This is a genomic window from Pseudomonas sp. FP603, from assembly GCF_030687415.1.
GTDB lineage: Bacteria > Pseudomonadota > Gammaproteobacteria > Pseudomonadales > Pseudomonadaceae > Aquipseudomonas > Aquipseudomonas wuhanensis.
In genome coordinates this window covers 394255-413137 of record NZ_CP117431.1, presented here as the reverse complement: position 1 = coordinate 413137, position 18883 = coordinate 394255, and the positions used below count along the sequence as shown (strand labels likewise).

Here is an 18883-nt window from a genome sequence, read left to right as displayed (position 1 = left end):
CATCGTCTTCGCGAGCAAGCCCGCTCCCACAATGGATAGGGGATTATTCGCCCTTGGCGACGCCTCGCGCGGGATCGTTGATCCACTCACTCCACGACCCGGCATACAACGACCCCAACGGATAACCCGCCAGGCACAGGGCGAACAAGTTGTGGCAGGCGGTCACACCGGAACCGCAATACGCGACCAACTCCGTCGGTGAACGATCACCGAGCTTTGTGGCAAACCGCTGCTTGAGCTGTTCGGCCGGCAGGAACCGCCCGTCGCTGCCCAGGTTATCGGTGAACGCGGCACATTGTGCGCCGGGGATGTGCCCGGCAATCGGATCGATCGGCTCTACTTCGCCCTTGAAGCGCGGCAAGCCGCGGGCGTCGAGCAAGGTCAGCGAGGGCTGGCCGAGACGTTGCTGGAGTTGTTCGGCGCTGAGCACCAACGAAGCGTCCGGCGTCCCGGTGAAGGTGCCACGGGTGATCGACGGCGCATCAAGACTCAGGGGCAATCCGGCGGCGTGCCAGGCTTTCAACCCTCCATCGAGAATGAATACGCCATCGCGCTTGCCCAGCCACGCCAGCAACCACCAGGCCCGCGCCGCGTAGGCGCCGGGACCGTCATCGTACAAAACCACTTCGCTGTCGGCGTTGATGCCCCAGGCTTGAAAGCGTTCGATCAAGTCGACGGGTTCAGGCAATGGATGACGCCCGGTAACCCCCTTGACCACTGCACCGCTCAAATCACGCTCAAGATCGGCAAAGCTCGATCCGGCAATATGCCCTTCGGCGTAGCTGCGTTGACCGTAATCAGGGTCTTCGAGGGCAAAACGACAATCCAGAATCACCAGCCCCGGCGTCTCCTTTTTCAGGTCCAACGCTTGCGGGCTGATCAGTTGCGCAATGGGCATAACGGGCTCCTGTGATTTTGTCGGCTTCAATCCTGCTGCACTCTTTATCCCACTTCTTCCAGCGCCTGGGCCAGCGGCACATAAAACTCTTCGAACAGTGCATTCACCGCATCGTGAGCTTGATCGGTGACGAATCCGGCCTCCAGCACCAGTACCTGATACACGCCCCGTTTGATGGCCTGTTCGCTCAGATGATTGGAGTTTTCCCGCGTGGTGCACAGAAAACGCACCCACGATGTGAGGATGATCCAGGCATTGAGGGTCAGGGATTCGATCTGAACCTTGTCCATGCACAGAATGCCGGCCTCGACGAAGCCCGCATAGATGTGGGTACCCTGGATCAGGCAGCGCTGGGAAAAGCGCCGGTAACGGGCGGCCAGCTCGGGATCGCTGTCGAGCAAATGCTCGAGGTCACGATGCAGGAAGCGGTAGCGCCACATGGCGGAGAGCAATTCCTTGAGGTAGAAGCGCTTGTCTTCGACCGTTGCGGCGCGGCCCTGGGGCGGGCGCAGGAAGCTGTCCACCAGGTTTTCGTACTCACTGAACAATACGGCGATGATCGCCTGCTTGTTGGGGAAGTGGTAGTACAGGTTGCCCGGGGAAATCTCCATGTGGGCAGCAATGTGGTTGGTACTGATACTGCGCTCGCCCTGTTGATTGAACAGCTCCAGGCTGTTCTGCACGATGCGCTCGCTGGTTTTGATCCGAGGGGCCATGGCTTGAGCTTTAATTCAGAGTGCGATGAGGGGCATCTTACGACCTATCCGCGCATGGATAAAACAAAGCTGTGTCAGAGTGCCATTTGACTTTCTAGAGCATGGACTCTAAAAAGTTCCTCATTACAATAAATCCGGAGCGACCATGCCTGCTGACATCGCCTACTTGAAGAACCTGCAGCAGCCTCTGGACGAGCTCCAAACCCTGTTCGACGCTCAACGCGCGGCGTATGCAGTCAACCCGATGCCACCCGCGGCTCAGCGCCAGCAATGGCTAAAAGCGTTGCGGGACCTGCTGAGCAATGAGCGCCAGGCCCTGATCGACGCCATCAGCCAGGACTTCAGCCACCGCAGCGCCGATGAAACCCTGCTCGCCGAGTTGATGCCCAGCCTGCACGGCATTCACTACGCCAGCCGGCACCTCAAAGGCTGGATGAAAACCTCGCGACGCAAAGTCGGCCTCGCCTTTCAGCCAGCATCGGCCAAAGTGGTTTATCAGCCGTTGGGCGTGGTCGGAGTGATCGTGCCGTGGAACTACCCGCTTTACCTGGCCATCGGGCCGCTGGTGGGTGCGTTGTCGGCGGGCAATCGGGTGATGCTCAAACTCAGCGAATCGACCCCCGCCACTGGTTTGCTGCTCAAGGAATTGCTGGGCCGGGTTTTCCCTCAGGACTTGGTCTGCGTGGTGCTGGGTGAGGCCGATATCGGTGTCGCGTTCTCACGGCTGCGTTTCGATCATTTGCTGTTCACGGGCGCCACCAGCATCGGCAAACACGTGATGCGCGCGGCGGCCGAGAATCTGACGCCAGTGACCCTCGAACTGGGTGGCAAGTCCCCGGCCATCGTTTCCCGCGATGTGCCGCTTGAGGACGCCGCCGAACGCATCGCTTTCGGTAAGACCCTCAACGCCGGGCAAACCTGTGTCGCCCCGGACTACGTGCTGGTGCCGGAAGACCGCATCGGCTCTTTCGTCGAAGCCTATCGCCAGGCGGTTCGCGGGTTTTATCCGACGCTGGCCGACAACCCGGACTACACCGCTATCATCAACGACCGGCAGCTGGCGCGGCTCAACGGTTACCTCAGCGACGCCACCAGCAAGGGCGCGCTGCTGATTCCGCTGTTCGATCAGGGCCAGGGCCGGCGCATGGGTCATAGCCTGCTGCTCAACGTCAACGACGACATGACGGTGATGCAGGACGAAATCTTCGGCCCGTTGCTGCCGATTGTGCCGTACAAAGACCTCGACGAAGCGTTTGCCTACATCAACCAACGCCCTCGCCCACTGGCGCTGTATTACTTCGGCTACGACAAGCGCGAGCAAAACCGCGTCCTCAACGAAACCCATTCCGGTGGCGTTTGCCTCAATGACACCTTGCTGCACGTTGCTCAGGACGACATGCCGTTCGGCGGCATCGGTGCCTCGGGCATGGGCCACTACCACGGCCACGAAGGTTTCCTGACCTTCAGCAAGGCCAAAGGCGTGCTGATCAAACAGCGCTTCAATGCGGCGAAGCTGATCTATCCGCCGTACGGCAAGTCCATTCAGAAACTGATCCAGAAGCTGTTTATCCGCTAACGATCATCACCGCCGGGTAATAACAATAATGAGCCCAAGCCTGTCCGACACTCCCGCGCTATCACGGCGCGGCTTGCTTAAATTCAGCCTCGGCGCCAGCGCTTTTCTAGCGACGGCCGGATTAGGCGCGAGCCTCAGCGGCTGCTCATCGAGCAACCCGGCCAGCGGTTTCGCGATTCTTCGCAACAGTGACCTGCTGTTTCTGCGGGCAGTGATTCCGGTGATGCTCGACGGCGCCGTGTCCATCGAAAAAATGCCGGCTGCCGTCGCCGAGACCCTGTACAGCCTGGATAACGGCCTGAATCACCTGTCGCCGGAAATGCTCAAACTGACCCGGCAATTGTTCGATGTGTTGGGGATGGCCGTGACTCGCGGGCCACTGACCGGAATCTGGGGCAGCTGGGAAAACGCCAGCAGCGAACAGATCCGGCACTTTCTCGACCGTTGGGAAAACAGTTCGTTGAGCCTGCTGCGCATGGGCCACAGCTCGTTGCTGCAAATGGTGATGATGGCGTGGTACAGCCGGGCTGAATCGTGGGCGCATTGCGGGTATCCGGGGCCGCCCACCGTTTGAGACCGAGTCGACCCTATCGCGGGCAAGCCACGCTCCCACAGGGTTTGAGTCGCTCACAAAAGGGTGGTCCATCTCAAATCCTGTGGGAGCGTGGCTTGCCCGCGATGGCGTCAGCCGCATCACCACCGAATCCAAAATAATAAGAGAACCCGAACATCATGCCCGTACCCGATCCGTTCCGCGAAGGCCTGGCCCGTGGCTGGAAAACCTACAACGGCGCCCGACTGACCCAGGACCTGACCCTCGAAACGGACGTGGCAATCATCGGCAGCGGCGCCGGCGGCGGGACCACCGCCGAAATCCTCAGCGCCGCCGGCTACAAGGTGTTGCTGATCGAAGAAGGCCCGCTCAAGACCAGCAGCGATTTCAAGATGCTCGAAGACCAGGCCTACACCAGCCTCTATCAGGAAGGCATCGGGCGCATGAGCAAGGACGGCGCGATCACCATCCTTCAGGGCCGTGCAGTGGGCGGCACCACGCTGATCAACTGGACCTCAAGCTTTCGCACCCCGGACCCGACGCTGGAACACTGGGCCAAAGAGCACGACGTCATAGGTCACACGCCGGCCGAAATGACGCCCTGGTTCGAGCAAATGGAACAACGCCTGGGCGTCGCCCCGTGGCCGGTGCCGCCCAACGCCAACAACGACGTCATCCGCAAAGGCTGCGAAAAACTCGGCTACGCCTGGCATGTGATTCCGCGCAACGTGCGCGGTTGCTGGAACATCGGCTACTGCGGCATGGGTTGCCCGACCAACGCCAAGCAATCGATGCTGGTCACGACCATTCCGGCGACCCTGGAAAAAGGTGGCGAGCTACTCTATCTGGCCCGCGCCGAAAAGCTGTCGATCAAAGACGGCAAGGTCACTGGCTTGCAATGTGTGGCGATGGATGAGCGTTGCGTTGCGCCTACCGGACGCACGATTACGGTCAAGGCTCGGCATTACGTGCTGGCCGGCGGCGGGATCAACAGCCCGGCGCTGCTAATGCGCTCCGAAGCGCCGGATCCTCACGAGCGGCTGGGTAAACGGACCTTCCTGCACTTGGTAAACATGTCCGCCGGGCTGTTTGATGAGGTGATCAACCCGTTCTATGGCGCGCCGCAGTCGATCTATTCCGACCATTTCCAGTGGCAGGATGGCACCACCGGCAAGATGTCTTACAAACTGGAGGTTCCACCGCTGCACCCCGCGCTGGCCAGCACCCTGCTTGGCGGCTTCGGCACGGAAAGCGCCCGGCATATGGAAAACCTGCCGCACACCCATGCCATGTTGGCGTTGCTGCGGGACGGTTTTCACCCGGACAGCCCTGGTGGCAGCGTCGAATTGCGCGGTGACGGTACACCGGTGCTCGACTATCAGGTTTCACCGTATACCTGGGACGGGGTGCGTCGGGCTTTCCACAGCATGGCCGAGATCCAGTTCGCCGGTGGCGCCAACGCCGTGATGCCGATGCACGCCGACGCTCGTTACGTGAAAACCCTCGCCGAAGCGCGCGCATTGATCGACGATTTGAGACTTGAGTTGTATCGCACGCGTCTGGGCAGTGCCCATGTGATGGGCGGTTGTGCCATGGGTGAAGATCCGAAAAGCGCTGTGACCGACAGCCTTGGTCGACATCATCAACTGCGTAATCTGTCGATTCATGACGGCTCGCTTTTCCCCACCAGCATTGGCGCAAACCCCCAATTGTCGGTCTACGGACTGACGGCGCAATTGGCCACTTCGCTGGCCGAACGTTTGAAAAACCCATGAAAACGCGGAATATTCCCATCGTCTATAGTGCTTTCTTACCCAACAGGCGACTTGGCCGACCGGGAAGGCTGCGATACCATCCGACTCCCCAACGGACTCCCGCCAGGACGACGCGATGAACCGAGTGTTGTACCCAGGTACCTTCGACCCTATTACCAAGGGCCATGGCGATCTGGTCGAACGCGCCTCGCGCCTGTTCGATCACGTGATCATCGCCGTCGCCGCCAGCCCGAAAAAAAACCCGCTGTTTCCCCTGGAACAACGTGTGGAGCTGGCCCGCGAGGTCACCAAACATTTGCCGAACGTTGAAGTCGTCGGTTTCTCGACGTTGCTCGCGCATTTCGCCAAAGAGAAGAACGCCAACATATTCCTGCGTGGTTTGCGCGCGGTGTCGGACTTCGAATACGAATTCCAGCTGGCCAACATGAATCGCCAACTGGCACCGGATGTGGAAAGCCTGTTTCTCACACCGTCCGAGCGTTATTCATTCATTTCCTCGACGCTGGTGCGTGAAATCGCGGCCCTGGGCGGCGATATCACCAAGTTCGTCCACCCGGCGGTGGCCGACGCCCTCACCCTGCGCTTTAAAAAGTAGGAGCTGCCGAAGGCTGCGATCTTTTACGGCTATCGCAATCTTCGATCGCTGCACTTGATCGCGCCCGCGTGCACTGCGGGCGCCAATGCGGCACAATTGTGCGCATTGATTTATTGCGCCCGGGCCTGCCGCCCCGGCTGGAGTTAGCATGTCCCTGATCATCACCGACGATTGCATCAACTGCGACGTCTGCGAACCCGAGTGCCCGAACGCCGCCATCTCCCAGGGCGAAGAGATCTACGTGATCGACCCGAACCTGTGCACACAATGTGTCGGCCACTACGACGAACCGCAGTGCCAGCAGGTCTGCCCGGTGGATTGCATCCCGCTGGACGAGGCTCATCCGGAGACTGAAGAACAGTTGATGGAGAAGTACCGCAAGATTACCGGCAAGGTTTGAGTCATTCGGCAACTTCGAAGACGCCATCGCGGGCAAGCCCGCTCCCACAGGGTTTACGCGGTCCTTGTGGGAGCGGGCTTGCCCGCGATGAGGCCATCAGCCACACCGTAGATGTAACTGACTTCACTCCCGCTGCTCAAACCCCTCCCCGATGCACCCCAGGCACCGCACAAATGCGGCTTTCGCCGGATCGACCACCAACGCCTGCCCCGCATCGCCAATACCGCCACCGAACGCGGTAAACGGCAACGACACCACAAACGCCCCGGCACCGATCACTGTCGCCGCTACCAACAATGGTCGGGCAATCAGTAAATCGCCAAGCATGGCGTAGGCCGGTGGGTTCTGGATGGTGTAACGCGGATCGCCGCTGCCGTTCTCAGCCGCCAGCGCGGGCGCACCGGCGCTCAGCAGCAGCGCAACGACAAGGGTTCGAAACAAATTCATGGCACGGTCCTTCGGCTAGGCAGTAAGAACACTGACTATAGACCGTAGCCGATATCAGCTCTGACAGCGCGGACAAAAGACGCTGGCGCGCTGCCCAAGCTTGACTTCCCGCAGCCCCGTGCCACAGACCTTGCAGTGCTCACCGCCACGGCCGTACACGAACAGTTCCTGCTGGAAGTAACCCGGCTGACCGTCGCCGCCGATAAAGTCCCGCAACGTGGTGCCGCCGCGCTCGATGGCGAGGGCAAGGATGCGCTTGATCTCGATCGCCAGTTTCAAATAGCGCGCCCGGGAAATACTCTTGGCTTCACGGCGAGGGTCAATGCCGGCCGCAAACAACGCTTCGGTCGCATAGATATTGCCGACGCCGACCACCACCGCGTTATCCATGATGAACGGCTTGACCGCCATGGAGCGTCCGCGCGATTGCTGGAACAGTCGCTCGCCGTCGAACAGGTCAGTCAACGGCTCCGGCCCTAGGCGAACCAGCAGTTCGTGGTTCAGCGGGTCCAGACTCCAGAGCATCGCGCCAAAGCGTCGCGGGTCGGTGTAACGCAAGGCCAGGCCCGATTCCAGCTCAATGTCCACATGCTCATGCTTGGCCGCCGGCATGCCGACTTCCACCAGCCGCAGATTCCCCGACATCCCCAAATGACTGATCAGCGTGCCGACTTCGGCGTTGATCAGCAGGTACTTGGCACGCCGTTCCACCAGCACGATGCGCTGACCGGACAGCCGCACATCCAGGTCTTCGGGGATCGGCCAGCGCAAACGGCGCTCACGCACGATCACCCGGCTGACGCGCTGGCCTTCCAGGTGCGGTGCAATCCCGCGGCGGGTGGTTTCGACTTCCGGCAGTTCAGGCATGGGGCTCTCGAATCAGGCGAGGTTCGACACTCAACGCGTGGCGAGGTCGCGAATTTCTTGTTTCTGGGTTTCGAAATCGTATTCCGACAGACCGATGTAATCGAGCACCAGATGCCCGACATTGTTCCATTCGTGGTCTTCAGACTGGTTGCCCAGCACCCGATAGGAAGCGCAAATGTGCTCGGCCATCTTCAGGATTGCCAGCAGGTTTTTCAGCGGCGTATTGCGGCATGACTCATCGCTGAAAATGGCCAGGGCATTGTGATGGTTGGCAATAGCCTGGGTGACATGTTCCGGCAGACGCCAGGACTTGGCGGTGTAATACCCGACCACGGCGTGGTTGGTGTTGTATTGCTTGTTCTCGGTATCCACCACGCGGCATTCGGCGCTGGCATTGCCATAGGCCTGTTCCAGCACTTTCATGTAGTCGGGGAATTTCTTGAGCATCAACGGGATGCCGCAATCGTGGAACAGGCCCAGTGCATAGGCTTCATCGCCGGCCTGGATTCCGACACGCTTGGCCAGGGTCAGGCATGTCATCGCCACGTCCTGCGCCGTGTCCCAGAAACGGTTGAGGGTGACGATGGCGTCGTCGTTCAGCTCGCCCTTGATCGACTGCGCATTGATCAGGTTGATGATCGAACGGCTGCCCAACAGATTCACTGCCCGCTGGATCGCGGTGATCTTGTTACTCAAGCCGTAATACGGCGAGTTGACGATTTTCAGCAAGGCGCCGGACAGGCCTGGGTCCTGGGAGATCAGCTTGGCGATCACTTCCAGGTCCGGGTCGGGCATGTACTGCTCCATCTGCAGATCCACCATGATCTGCGGCTGGGCCGGCACGCTGATGCCTTGCAGGGACTGTTGAATCTGTTCGCTCGTCAGCTCTTGGGACATAAGTACACACTCCGGGTCAGGCGGGGATTCTAACCCTTAAGAAGATGGATCCGACAGTCAGTCAAGCGCATTCATGTGGGAGCGGGCTTGCTCGCTCCCACAGGTTCCGCACCTTACTGACTCCGCGTTTCATCGACCACCAAACCCGCCACTCCCTCAACACGCTATACTCCCGCTCTTTTTTCCGGAGCGACGTCATGTCCCTGCCTAGCCTGCGCCTCAAAGCCAACGCCGACCGTCGCCTGCGGAACGGCCACTTGTGGGTCTATAGCAACGAAATCGATGTAGCCGCTACGCCTTTGCACGGTTTCAAGGCCGGCGACCAGGCGATTCTCGAAGCCGCCAGCGGCAAACCGCTGGGCATCGTTGCCATGAGCCCGAACAACCTGATCTGCGCCCGCCTGCTGTCGCGCGACATCAAGTTGCCGCTGGACAAGTCGCTGCTGGTGCATCGCCTGAACGTTGCCCTGTCCCTGCGCGATCGCCTGTTCGACAAGCCGTTCTATCGCCTGGTCTACGGCGACTCCGACCTGCTGCCAGGCCTGGTGGTCGACCGTTTCGGCGACATTCTGGTAGTCCAGATCGCCTCGGCGACCATGGAAGCTCACAAAGATGACGTGATCGCGGCACTGACCCAAGTGCTCAAGCCAAGCGGCATTCTTTTCAAGAACGACTCCGCTGCCCGTGATGCCGAAGGCCTCAACCGCTACGTCGAAACCGTGTTCGGCCTGGTGCCGGAATGGGTCGCTCTGGAAGAGAATGGCGTGAAATTCGAAGCACCAGTCATCCAGGGACAGAAAACCGGCTGGTTCTACGACCACCGCATGAACCGCGCGCGTCTGGCACCTTACGCCAAAGGCAAGCGCGTACTGGACTTGTACAGCTACATCGGCGGCTGGGGCGTTCAAGCGGCTGCCTTCGGCGCCAGTGAAGTGTTCTGCGTCGACGCTTCGGCCTTCGCCCTCGACGGCGTCGAGCGCAACGCCGCACTGAACGGCGTCGCCGAAAAAATGACCTGCATCGAAGGCGACGTGTTCGAAGCCCTGAAGGAACTGAAAGCCAGCGAAGAGCGTTTCGACGTCATCGTGGCCGACCCTCCTGCCTTCATCAAACGCAAGAAAGACATGAAAAACGGTGAAGGCGCCTACCGTCGCCTGAACGAGCAAGCCATGCGCCTGCTTAGCAAGGACGGCATCCTGGTCAGCGCTTCGTGCTCGATGCACCTGCCGGAAGACGACCTGCAGAACATTCTGCTGACCAGCGCCCGTCACCTGGACCGCAACATCCAGATGCTGGAGCGCGGCGGTCAGGGCCCGGATCACCCGGTACACCCGGCCATTGCCGAGACTCGCTACATCAAGAGCATCACCTGCCGTCTGCTGCCAAACAGCTGAGTACGCTGGTTTGACGGGGAGCCAACAGGCTCTCCGTCAGCCGTTTTAACGCCACGACATCCACTCTTCAGCCTCTGCTTCTTACTCTTGCGGTCCTACTGACTTGCAGGACGTTTCCCTGCATCTTTTATTTAAAAGAATATAACTTACAAACTTGCCCCTACCCCCAGACCGCTCCGACAAAATTACTAGAATATTCCTACTTAATATCTCCTTGATAAGGGCTCATTACCGCCTATGATTGAGTTGTCACCGCGAAGTGACACTCACTATCAATGACAAGGAGTCAAAAACATGAAAGCAATTACTCTGGAAACAAACAAAATCGCCAACCTGGCTTTTCTGGTTGTGCCAAAAACCCGCTAAGTAAATAAAACGCTGGGGAGTGCCGGCTACCCAGCGTTTTCTATGGCACAGCCCAGAGCGAACCGCCCATCATGCAGATAAATCCATACCTGTTCATACTTCCTCGTACGCCCGGCCAAATAGTCTGGGATTACAAGAATCACAAACAATTTGAACTTAATCTGGAATACTCAACCCGGCTTGCACAACTCATCAGCAATCCAAAACTGTATAACGACAGCAACATAGTAGACACTCAACTTCTGAACTCCGGAATACTGACCACCTCCATACAAGACACTATTGAATGGGGCTGGGATGAACTATCGAAAATATTCCATATCGGCACCAAGAACATTCCCTGCGAACATATTCCTCAGAATATTCATGAATGGTCGAGACACTATCTGGACCATTGCACCGAAGTACTGGACTCACCCGCGCCGGACGCCAGGCTCACAGAACGCCAGGCACACTCGCTGATTGCCCTGCCAGAACCTTCCTGCCTGCCGGAGGGCTCTCTTGCCAACGTCCTGATCGGCCGCAAAACCTGCCGCACCTTCACGGATGAAGCGATTTCACTGGAAGAGGTCGGCACACTGCTTTACCTGTCCCTGGGCTACTTGCATGAGCGCGAAAATGACGTCGACGAAACCATTGTCGAAGGTCTCGGTGCCCGACGCAGCAGCCCGTCCGCCGGCGGGTTGAATGCCTGCGAAGGCTTTCTTCATGTGCAAAACGTCAACGGCCTGAAACCCGGGCTCTACGCCTACCATCCCACCGACCATGCACTGAGCTTCGTCAACCCGGCACCTGACTCGCCACTGGGGCAGTTGCTGTGTGGCCAACATTTCATCAATAACCTGCCCGTAGGCCTGTTCATTACCGCTCGCTTCGACAAGTTGTGGTGGAAATATGAACACTCGCGAGCCTACCGAATGGCCTTCGTGGAGGCGGGGCATATTTCCCAGACCTTTCAACTGGTGGCCACTGCACTGGGGTTGAACACGTGGCTGACCGGAGCACTGACGGACGATCAGGTCGAAACATTGCTGGGGCTCGAGAACACCGCAGAACAACCCTTGTTTTTCGTTGGCTGTGGTCACAGCGACGGACAAGTGATGTGCAAGGAATTGAAGGATCTGCTGAGCAGTCGGGAGCCGCAACAATGACCGCCCCCATCATTGCTCCGTCAGACCTCCCCGTTTCCTGGGCGCTGCGTTTCACCCTCGGCGACTGGAATACCCGCGCGTCGGTGCGAACCAGCGAGCACGACTATCTATTACCGACAGACCTGGAGCAGCAACTGGAAACACGTCACTGGTTTCCCCCAGGCTTGCTGGCTTACCTGAATCACCCGGCTATCAAAGTGCTAGGTCCAACCGTCAACCATCGGCTGTCGGCCAATCATCTGGTGTACTTCCTCGACTACACCACCGTGCTCGAACACCGCATCGTCAACCGTTCCGTGGAAACCATCATCCACGGTGAATTGAAGGTCAACATTCCCCCGCGGATGAAGACCGCCGCGCTTCAGCTTTACACCGACGAGGGTTATCACGCCCTGTTCTCCAATAACCTCGCCGAGCAGATCGCCGGGGTTTACGGGATCAACCTGCGCCCGGTCATGCCCTACCGCATCACGCGATTGAACGCCCTGCTCGAGCGCACACCTGACAAACACCGGGCGCTGGCCTGGTTTCTCGTCGGGTTCGTATCGGAGACGATCATTGCCAGGGAACTGCTCGACGTCTGCCGTGACGACCTGGTGTCCAGCGTCCAGGCAATGCTCAGGGATCATCTCGCGGACGAGGCGCGCCACAGTCGCTATTTCTCTGAAGTGTTCCATTACCTGTGGCTGACGCTGAACAGCCGTCAACGCCTATTCGCCGCCAGGTTGCTGCTGGACAGCATCCGGATTTTCTTCGAGGCCGATGAGCGATGGCTGCGGGAAAGCCTGCTCAGCGCGGGTATCGGCGACATCGCCATCACGCAAGTGCTTGGCGAACTGACCAGCCCCCAAGCCACCCTTCGGCGTGCGCGATCTGGCGCCGGTGCGACGCTTCAGGCGTTGAAAAAAGCCGGTTTCTTCGACCTGCCTTACAACCAGCAACTGTTCATGAAGGCAGGGCTTGTCGATGGATGAAGGACGCCCTGCGGCAACCGTCAGACAGCGTCGGGGGGCGGTCAGCCTGTTGTTGTCAATGGTACTGCTTGGCGTGTTCCCACTGGATGTCCTGCTTCCCTCGTTCCCCGCCCTGGCTGACCACTTTCGCAACACGCGCGCCGATATCGCGCTGTCGGTCAGTCTGTTTGCCGTCGGTATAGCGGCCTCTCAACTGCTGATCGGGCCGCTGTCGGATGTGATCGGGCGCAAAGGACTGTTGCTCGCCGGAATAACCGTTTCGATGCTGGGTGCAGTGGGCTGCCTATTGACCACGGACTATGCCTACTTCCTGCTATTCCGTGTCATTCAGGCCCTGGGCTGCGGGTGTTTCGTGCTGTCACAAGCGCTGGTTCAGGATTTGTTCGAGGGTGAGGAACGTATCCGGTTGCGGATCCTGATGGTCACCGCCAGCGGCATTTTCATCTCGGTCTCGCCGCTGGCCGGTACATTCCTGCAAGCCACGCTGGGCTGGCAGGGCAGCTTCTGGGTGTTTATCGCACTGGCTGGTGTGGTACTGCTCAAAGCCTGTCTGTTTCTCGAAAACACCCGTCCGGTGGCAACCGGCGCCCGGCCGAATATCCTCCAGTCCTATGGTCGGGTCCTGCGTGATGCTGACTTCCTGCCCTACTGGTTGATCTCAGCCTTTGCCTTCGCCTGCCATTTTTCGTTCATCGTCATTTCGCCGCTGATTTTCATGGATCAACTCCAACTATCGGCCTATGACTTCTCGCTGATTCTGTTGATATACGGCGGCGCCTACATTGTCGGCGGCATGGTGGCGACTCTATTGGGTAAACACATCAGCCCCGGTCATCAAATCATCAGCGGGTTGAGCCTGATCCTGCTGTCCGGCCTCATGTTGCTTTACCTCGCGAGCCACTTTGCGCTGTCCCCGATCACCGTCCTGGTACCGATGCTTATCTGTACCGCCGGCACCACCATCACTCGACCGGCCTCCAGTTCCCAAGCCATGAGCCTGTTCCCTGAAAATGCGGGAACCTCGGCGTCGGCCGGCAGCACGGTGACATTCATCTGCGGCGGGTTGATCAGTGCGCTCATCAGCCTGAGCCCGGCCAACCTGCAATCCACCCTTGGATACAGCTTCATCCTCTTGAGCAGCGTGGCGCTGGCGCTGAACAGTCGCATCAATCGCCGAGCCAAAAGCCCAAGAGCCAGTCCAAGCGTCGAATAATCCCGCCGATCGTCACTCCATACGCGCCATCAGCGCTGGTTCAACACTTTCCGGCATTCCCTCCTGACGCCAGCGGTGTAGAATCGCGAGATTCATCGCCAGTCATCCCCCGGCGGGTTTATGAGCTCAAGCTGAAGCGCGCGGCGATCCCGCAAAGTTATCGGCAACTTCCGGACACACGGCCATTTCTGAGTGTTCCAGACGTCAATAGAAGCTCACTTCCCTTTTGATACCTGATTAGCCGCCCGGAGTGCTTCATGCCTGATTACCGCTCGAAAACATCCACCCACGGCCGCAACATGGCCGGTGCTCGCGCACTATGGCGCGCCACGGGGATGAAAGATGACGACTTCAAGAAGCCGATCATCGCCATTGCCAACTCCTTTACCCAGTTCGTACCGGGCCATGTGCACCTCAAGGATCTGGGGCAACTGGTCGCTCGCGAAATCGAACGGGCCGGCGGCGTCGCCAAAGAATTCAACACCATTGCTGTGGATGACGGCATCGCCATGGGTCACGACGGCATGCTCTATTCGCTGCCGAGCCGCGAGATCATCGCCGACTCCGTCGAATACATGGTCAACGCCCACTGCGCCGACGCCATCGTCTGCATCTCCAACTGCGACAAGATCACCCCTGGCATGTTGATGGCCTCCTTGCGGCTGAACATCCCGGTGATCTTCGTGTCCGGCGGCCCGATGGAAGCCGGCAAGACCAAACTGGCCAGCCACGGTCTCGACCTGGTTGACGCCATGGTGATCGCCGCAGACTCCAGCGCCTCTGACGAGAAGGTTGCGGAGTATGAGCGTAGCGCCTGCCCGACGTGCGGCTCCTGCTCCGGCATGTTCACCGCCAACTCGATGAACTGCCTCGTTGAAGCCCTGGGTCTGGCATTGCCGGGCAACGGTTCGACCCTGGCCACCCATAGCGACCGCGAACAACTGTTCCTGCAAGCTGGCCGCACCATCGTCGAGCTGTGCAAACGTTACTATGGCGAGAACGATGAGTCGGTGTTGCCGCGCAACATCGCCAACTTCAAGGCGTTCGAAAACGCCATGACCCTGGACATCGCCATGGGCGGTTCCACCAACACCATCCTGCACTTGCTGGCCGCAGCCCAGGAAGCCGAGATCGATTTCGACCTGCGCGACATCGACCGCCTTTCTCGCCATGTACCGCAACTGTGCAAGGTCGCGCCGAACATCCAGAAGTACCACATGGAAGACGTGCACCGTGCCGGCGGGATCTTCAGCATCCTCGGTTCCCTGGCCCGTGGCGGTCTGTTGCACACCGATCTGCCGACCGTGCACAGCAAGTCCTTGGCTGAAGGCATCGCCAAGTGGGACATCACCCAGACCACCGATGAAGCCGTGCACCACTTCTTCAAGGCCGGCCCGGCGGGCATCCCGACGCAAACCGCGTTCAGCCAGTCGACCCGCTGGGAAACCCTGGATGACGACCGTGAAAACGGCTGCATCCGCAGTGTCGAACACGCTTACTCGAAAGAAGGTGGCCTGGCCGTTCTGTACGGCAACATCGCCCTGGATGGCTGCGTGGTGAAAACCGCCGGCGTCGACGAATCGATCCACGTGTTCGAAGGCAACGCGAAGATCTTTGAAAGCCAGGACAGCGCCGTACGCGGCATCCTCGCCGACGAAGTGAAGGCCGGCGACATCGTGATCATTCGTTACGAAGGCCCGAAAGGCGGCCCGGGCATGCAGGAAATGTTGTACCCGACGTCTTACCTGAAATCCAAAGGCCTGGGCAAAGCCTGCGCCCTGCTCACCGACGGCCGTTTCTCTGGCGGTACTTCGGGCCTGTCCATCGGCCACGCTTCGCCAGAAGCGGCTGCCGGCGGCGCGATCGGTCTGGTGCAGGATGGCGACAAGGTGCTGATCGACATTCCGAATCGCTCGATCAACCTGTTGATCAGCGATGAAGAAATGGCAGCGCGCCGTGCCGAGCAGGACAAGAAAGGCTGGAAACCGGTGGAAGTGCGTCCACGTAAAGTGACGACTGCGCTGAAAGCGTATGCCCTGTTGGCCACCAGCGCCGACAAGGGTGCGGTACGTAACAAGGCGATGCTCGACGGGTTGTAAGCGTCAGTCGCAGAAACAAAAATGCCCCGCCAAGTGCGTAATGCTGTTCACTTAAGCGGAGCAGCCTTACGGTCTACTGGAAACCGGGTCTTTGATATTTTCACCGTCCTTGGCCTTGAAGGTCTTGGACGGTGATCCAGAAACAATCCTCCGATACCTGCCCTTAACTCTGCCAATCGTCTGCCTGTGGCTGAAATCGGGTTGGCCGCTGCCATCACTATCAGTTGCACGGCAATGTACTGGCAAGCCGGTTTGAAACGAATGTCCGAGGGGGCTCGGCCAAACGCCACCGCCGCCTGGCTGGCTTCCCGACGAATCACGTTATAAGCCAACAAAAGTCCCCAAACCTCCTGATAGACCAAGTCGACTTTTTTGCTACGCAAGGTCACTGCGTTCTGCTGCATCGAGCTCTTGATGTCCCTGAAGCCCAATTCGATCTCCCAGCGTTCCTGATACAGCTTGGCCACGGCCTTGGCGTTGTAGGCGTTAGCCGGCAATGACGTCATGACGGTCTTTAGCTTGCCTTGAATTTCATAACTGACTTCGCGGGCCTCCCAATGCGTTGGAAGGGTCGGGTTTCGCTTCCTGGCCTGCGGCGAGACTTTCATGCGCACCCAACGATCGTGCTGGCTGTAGCGGGTCACTTCTTCGCAGACCATTCCTTTTTTTGCCGGGATCAACCAATGACGGTTGCTACCAGCACTGCTCAGGCTCGACAGCAGTTCGGCCCCCCAGAATCCTTTGTCGAACAACGTCACCGAGTGATCGGGGATCTGCTGCAGGAACTCGTCGGCCAAGCGCATTTCACTGCGTCGGTAAGGGCTCAATTGCGCATCCAGGATCACGTGCGAACGTACATTCATCAACGCCACCAGGCGCAGCATGGGAAACGGAGTCTGGCGGTCGCTCGGGGTGTTTCCCGACCCGAAGTGGTCCCGAAGCTCGGGCGTATCCGGGGTGCGCAAGAGTGCTCCGTCCACTGCGAACACCTGCAGTTCATGCCAGGCGTCACCGTCATAGCGCTCCGCGCCCCATTGAGTTCCCGTCTTGCGGAACAGCCACTCAACGGGATCGGCGCCGAGCCGCTTACGCGCTTCGGTCAGACCGCTACGGGCCAACAGGTGGTCAGAGGCCAGGCCTTGGGCGCAGATGTTCAAACGTCTGGCCACTTCGTGAACCGGTTCATCACGAAACAGCGCCATGCCGAGCACCAGCCAAAGCACTTGGTCAGCGGGCAGGCGACGTCGACGAATGGTGGCCTGACTGGAAAGATCCAGCGCAGACGCGACCCACTCTATGGGGATGTTTTGGGTGAAGGTGCTCAGGTCGCAGAAGTTGAAAAGGTCGCCGAGGTCGAGCAGGTCCTGTTGAACAGACATAAAAAATCCGATGCCAGATATCTGGCATCGGATTTTCGGATAAGCCCAGCTGAGACTCAAATGCTTAAGTGAACAGCATTACGCCAAGTGCGGGGCATTTTTTTTGAACACGGTTAAATGTGGGAGCGAGCCTGCTCGCGAAAGCGGTGTGTCATTCAACATTAATGGTGAATGTCATGGCCCCATCGCGGGCAAGCCCGCTCCCACAGGGGATCTTCGGTGCTCATACAATCTATGTATCACCTCAGACCCTGTGGGAGCGAGGCTTGCCCGCGATGGGCGCGACTCGGTCTTACTGAATCTCTTCAGGCTTCACGATCACCCAGTTCTTATCCGCCGTCACCGCCAAGCCTTCTTTCGCCTGGGCTGCTGCGTTCTTGGCCATCATGCCGTTAATCTGGGTCATGTACTTGTCTTTGCGGTTAACCCACAAATGGATGCCGCCCTTGGACACGTCGACGCTGTGGAACAGCATGTAGCCATCGCTGGTCGGGGTATCGCCGCCCACCAGGACCGGTTTTTTCCATTCATCGATGTACGTCAGGATCGCCGACTGTTTACCCGCCATCCAGGTGGCCGGGGTCCACAGGTACGGGGTCAGTTCGAGGCCCAGGTTGGCCTTCTCGTCATACTTGCCCGCGGTGACTTGCTTGCGTGCCGTGGTCAACTCGCCGGTCTTGCGGTCCTTGAGCAGCAGGCTCACGCCGATCACGTTCTGCGGTTTGACGTTGTAGCCGTACTTCGGATCGGAGGCGACCATGCGCACCAGTTCTTCGGAGGCGGCGGTCATCACATAGACCTCGATGCCGTTCTCCATCAGCTTGTTGTAGAGCTCTTTCTGACCGGTGAAGATTTTCGGCGGGTTGACGTCGATGGTCTTGACCACGTCGCCTTCGTAATAAGTGCTCGGCACCGGTTTGCCAGACGCCATCAACTCATCGACGTTGCCCTTGAGCTCCTGAAGCGTGAAGCCGGAAAACACTTGGGCGACCCATGGATAGCAAACCATGTCGTCGATTTCGCAGAGGCGATAGTAATAGCTGAACAGGCTTTCCTTATGGTCGGCCGTGTCCTTGAACGGGATCAGTTTCAGGGAGGGATCGAGGCTCTCGCGGGTGATCAGGCCCTTGTTTTCCATGAACGGCAACAAGGACTCTTCAAGGTCGTAGCGGTAACTGGTGTTGTCCATGTCGAACACCGCGAAGTTACCCTTGTTGGCATTGGCCGCGATCATCGCGTCCAGCGCCTTGGCCTGATCGGCTGGCCAGTGTTTCAGGTCAGTAGCGAACGCTTGGCCGGCAAGGCCCAAGCAGAGTACGGCAGCCAGCATTTTCGGTGCGAACTTCATCTGCGTTTCTCCCTGATTCAAAGATATCGACGCTAACAAATCTGTATGACAGTCCCCGCCTGCCCGCGACCGCTTGCATCCTGATTCCGTCAGCGGCATTCCCCACAGCGTCAGCGGCTTATTCCAAAAACGACAGTTAATCGTTGTTTTTGATATTAAATCATTACATATCAAGCTGTTAGGCTTGCCGGTTCGCAGCTGCCCCGGAATGCAGCTGGCACAAAGTTATTGGAGC

General features: G+C 58.9%; 17 protein-coding genes. 10 read left to right on the top strand and 7 right to left on the bottom strand.

The features are described from left to right. Positions 1-43: 43 nt before the first annotated feature. A complete protein-coding gene (locus tag PSH65_RS01905; protein WP_305424682.1) occupies positions 44-898 on the bottom strand; it encodes a sulfurtransferase in 855 nt (284 codons plus the stop codon). A gap of 44 nt (positions 899-942) precedes the next feature. After that, positions 943-1614 carry a TetR/AcrR family transcriptional regulator gene (locus PSH65_RS01900; protein WP_008007386.1) on the bottom strand — a complete coding sequence of 224 codons (672 nt, stop codon included), beginning with the start codon at positions 1612-1614 and terminating at the stop codon, positions 943-945. A 145-nt stretch (positions 1615-1759) separates the two neighbouring features. Between PSH65_RS01900 and PSH65_RS01895 the strand changes: the two genes are divergently transcribed. From PSH65_RS01895 to PSH65_RS01875, 5 genes are all read left to right on the top strand, one after another. Continuing rightward, complete coding sequence (locus PSH65_RS01895) at positions 1760-3190, top strand: coniferyl aldehyde dehydrogenase (RefSeq protein ID WP_305424681.1); 1431 nt, start codon at positions 1760-1762, stop codon at positions 3188-3190. A 28-nt stretch (positions 3191-3218) separates the two neighbouring features. After that, positions 3219-3764 carry a twin-arginine translocation pathway signal protein gene (locus PSH65_RS01890; protein WP_305424680.1) on the top strand — a complete coding sequence of 182 codons (546 nt, stop codon included), beginning with the start codon at positions 3219-3221 and terminating at the stop codon, positions 3762-3764. 158 nt (positions 3765-3922) lie between these two features. Further along, on the top strand, positions 3923-5518 hold the full coding sequence (locus PSH65_RS01885; RefSeq protein ID WP_305424679.1) for a GMC family oxidoreductase: 1596 nt from the start codon (positions 3923-3925) through the stop codon (positions 5516-5518). Between the two features lie 115 nt (positions 5519-5633). Then, complete coding sequence (gene coaD, locus PSH65_RS01880; RefSeq protein WP_038980940.1) at positions 5634-6113, top strand: pantetheine-phosphate adenylyltransferase; 480 nt, start codon at positions 5634-5636, stop codon at positions 6111-6113. Between the two features lie 148 nt (positions 6114-6261). Further along, on the top strand, positions 6262-6513 hold the full coding sequence (locus PSH65_RS01875) for a YfhL family 4Fe-4S dicluster ferredoxin (RefSeq protein WP_095057374.1): 252 nt from the start codon (positions 6262-6264) through the stop codon (positions 6511-6513). Positions 6514-6636: 123 nt separating this feature from the next. Here PSH65_RS01875 and PSH65_RS01870 read toward each other — a convergent pair whose 3' ends face one another. The 3 genes from PSH65_RS01870 to PSH65_RS01860 are packed head-to-tail and all read right to left on the bottom strand — an operon-like array spanning position 6637 to position 8670. Next, positions 6637-6960: a multidrug transporter gene (locus PSH65_RS01870; RefSeq protein WP_305424677.1), complete on the bottom strand. Its 324-nt coding sequence runs from the start codon at positions 6958-6960 to the stop codon at positions 6637-6639. 54 nt (positions 6961-7014) lie between these two features. After that, positions 7015-7827, bottom strand: coding sequence for a bifunctional DNA-formamidopyrimidine glycosylase/DNA-(apurinic or apyrimidinic site) lyase (gene mutM / locus PSH65_RS01865; protein WP_305424676.1), 813 nt, complete (start codon positions 7825-7827; stop codon positions 7015-7017). A 30-nt stretch (positions 7828-7857) separates the two neighbouring features. Further along, the gene (locus PSH65_RS01860; RefSeq protein WP_305426929.1) at positions 7858-8670 is read right to left on the bottom strand and encodes an HDOD domain-containing protein; all 813 of its coding nucleotides are present in this window, start codon (positions 8668-8670) and stop codon (positions 7858-7860) included. Between the two features lie 251 nt (positions 8671-8921). On the opposite strand from PSH65_RS01860, the gene PSH65_RS01855 reads away from it, so the two are divergent. The 5 genes from PSH65_RS01855 to ilvD all read left to right on the top strand — a co-directional run bounded on the left by PSH65_RS01855 (position 8922) and on the right by ilvD (position 15921). Beyond that, positions 8922-10118: a class I SAM-dependent rRNA methyltransferase gene (locus tag PSH65_RS01855; RefSeq protein WP_007897847.1), complete on the top strand. Its 1197-nt coding sequence runs from the start codon at positions 8922-8924 to the stop codon at positions 10116-10118. Between the two features lie 437 nt (positions 10119-10555). Next, on the top strand, positions 10556-11635 hold the full coding sequence (locus tag PSH65_RS01850; protein WP_305424675.1) for a SagB family peptide dehydrogenase: 1080 nt from the start codon (positions 10556-10558) through the stop codon (positions 11633-11635). Next, positions 11632-12609, top strand: coding sequence for a diiron oxygenase (locus PSH65_RS01845; RefSeq protein ID WP_305424674.1), 978 nt, complete (start codon positions 11632-11634; stop codon positions 12607-12609). Before PSH65_RS01850 ends, PSH65_RS01845 begins: the two co-directional genes overlap by 4 nt. Beyond that, a complete protein-coding gene (locus PSH65_RS01840; protein ID WP_305424672.1) occupies positions 12602-13822 on the top strand; it encodes an MFS transporter in 1221 nt (406 codons plus the stop codon). The genes PSH65_RS01845 and PSH65_RS01840 overlap by 8 nt, the downstream gene beginning before the upstream one ends. 257 nt (positions 13823-14079) lie before the next feature. Further along, positions 14080-15921: a dihydroxy-acid dehydratase gene (ilvD, locus tag PSH65_RS01835; RefSeq protein ID WP_007897835.1), complete on the top strand. Its 1842-nt coding sequence runs from the start codon at positions 14080-14082 to the stop codon at positions 15919-15921. A gap of 47 nt (positions 15922-15968) precedes the next feature. Here the strand turns inward: ilvD and PSH65_RS01830 are convergent, their stop codons facing one another. Together PSH65_RS01830 and PSH65_RS01825 are read right to left on the bottom strand one after the other, a co-directional pair. After that, complete coding sequence (locus PSH65_RS01830) at positions 15969-17300, bottom strand: IS4 family transposase (RefSeq protein ID WP_305424671.1); 1332 nt, start codon at positions 17298-17300, stop codon at positions 15969-15971. A gap of 292 nt (positions 17301-17592) precedes the next feature. Then, positions 17593-18648: a haloacid dehalogenase-like hydrolase gene (locus PSH65_RS01825; RefSeq protein WP_305424670.1), complete on the bottom strand. Its 1056-nt coding sequence runs from the start codon at positions 18646-18648 to the stop codon at positions 17593-17595. Positions 18649-18883 lie beyond the last annotated feature (235 nt).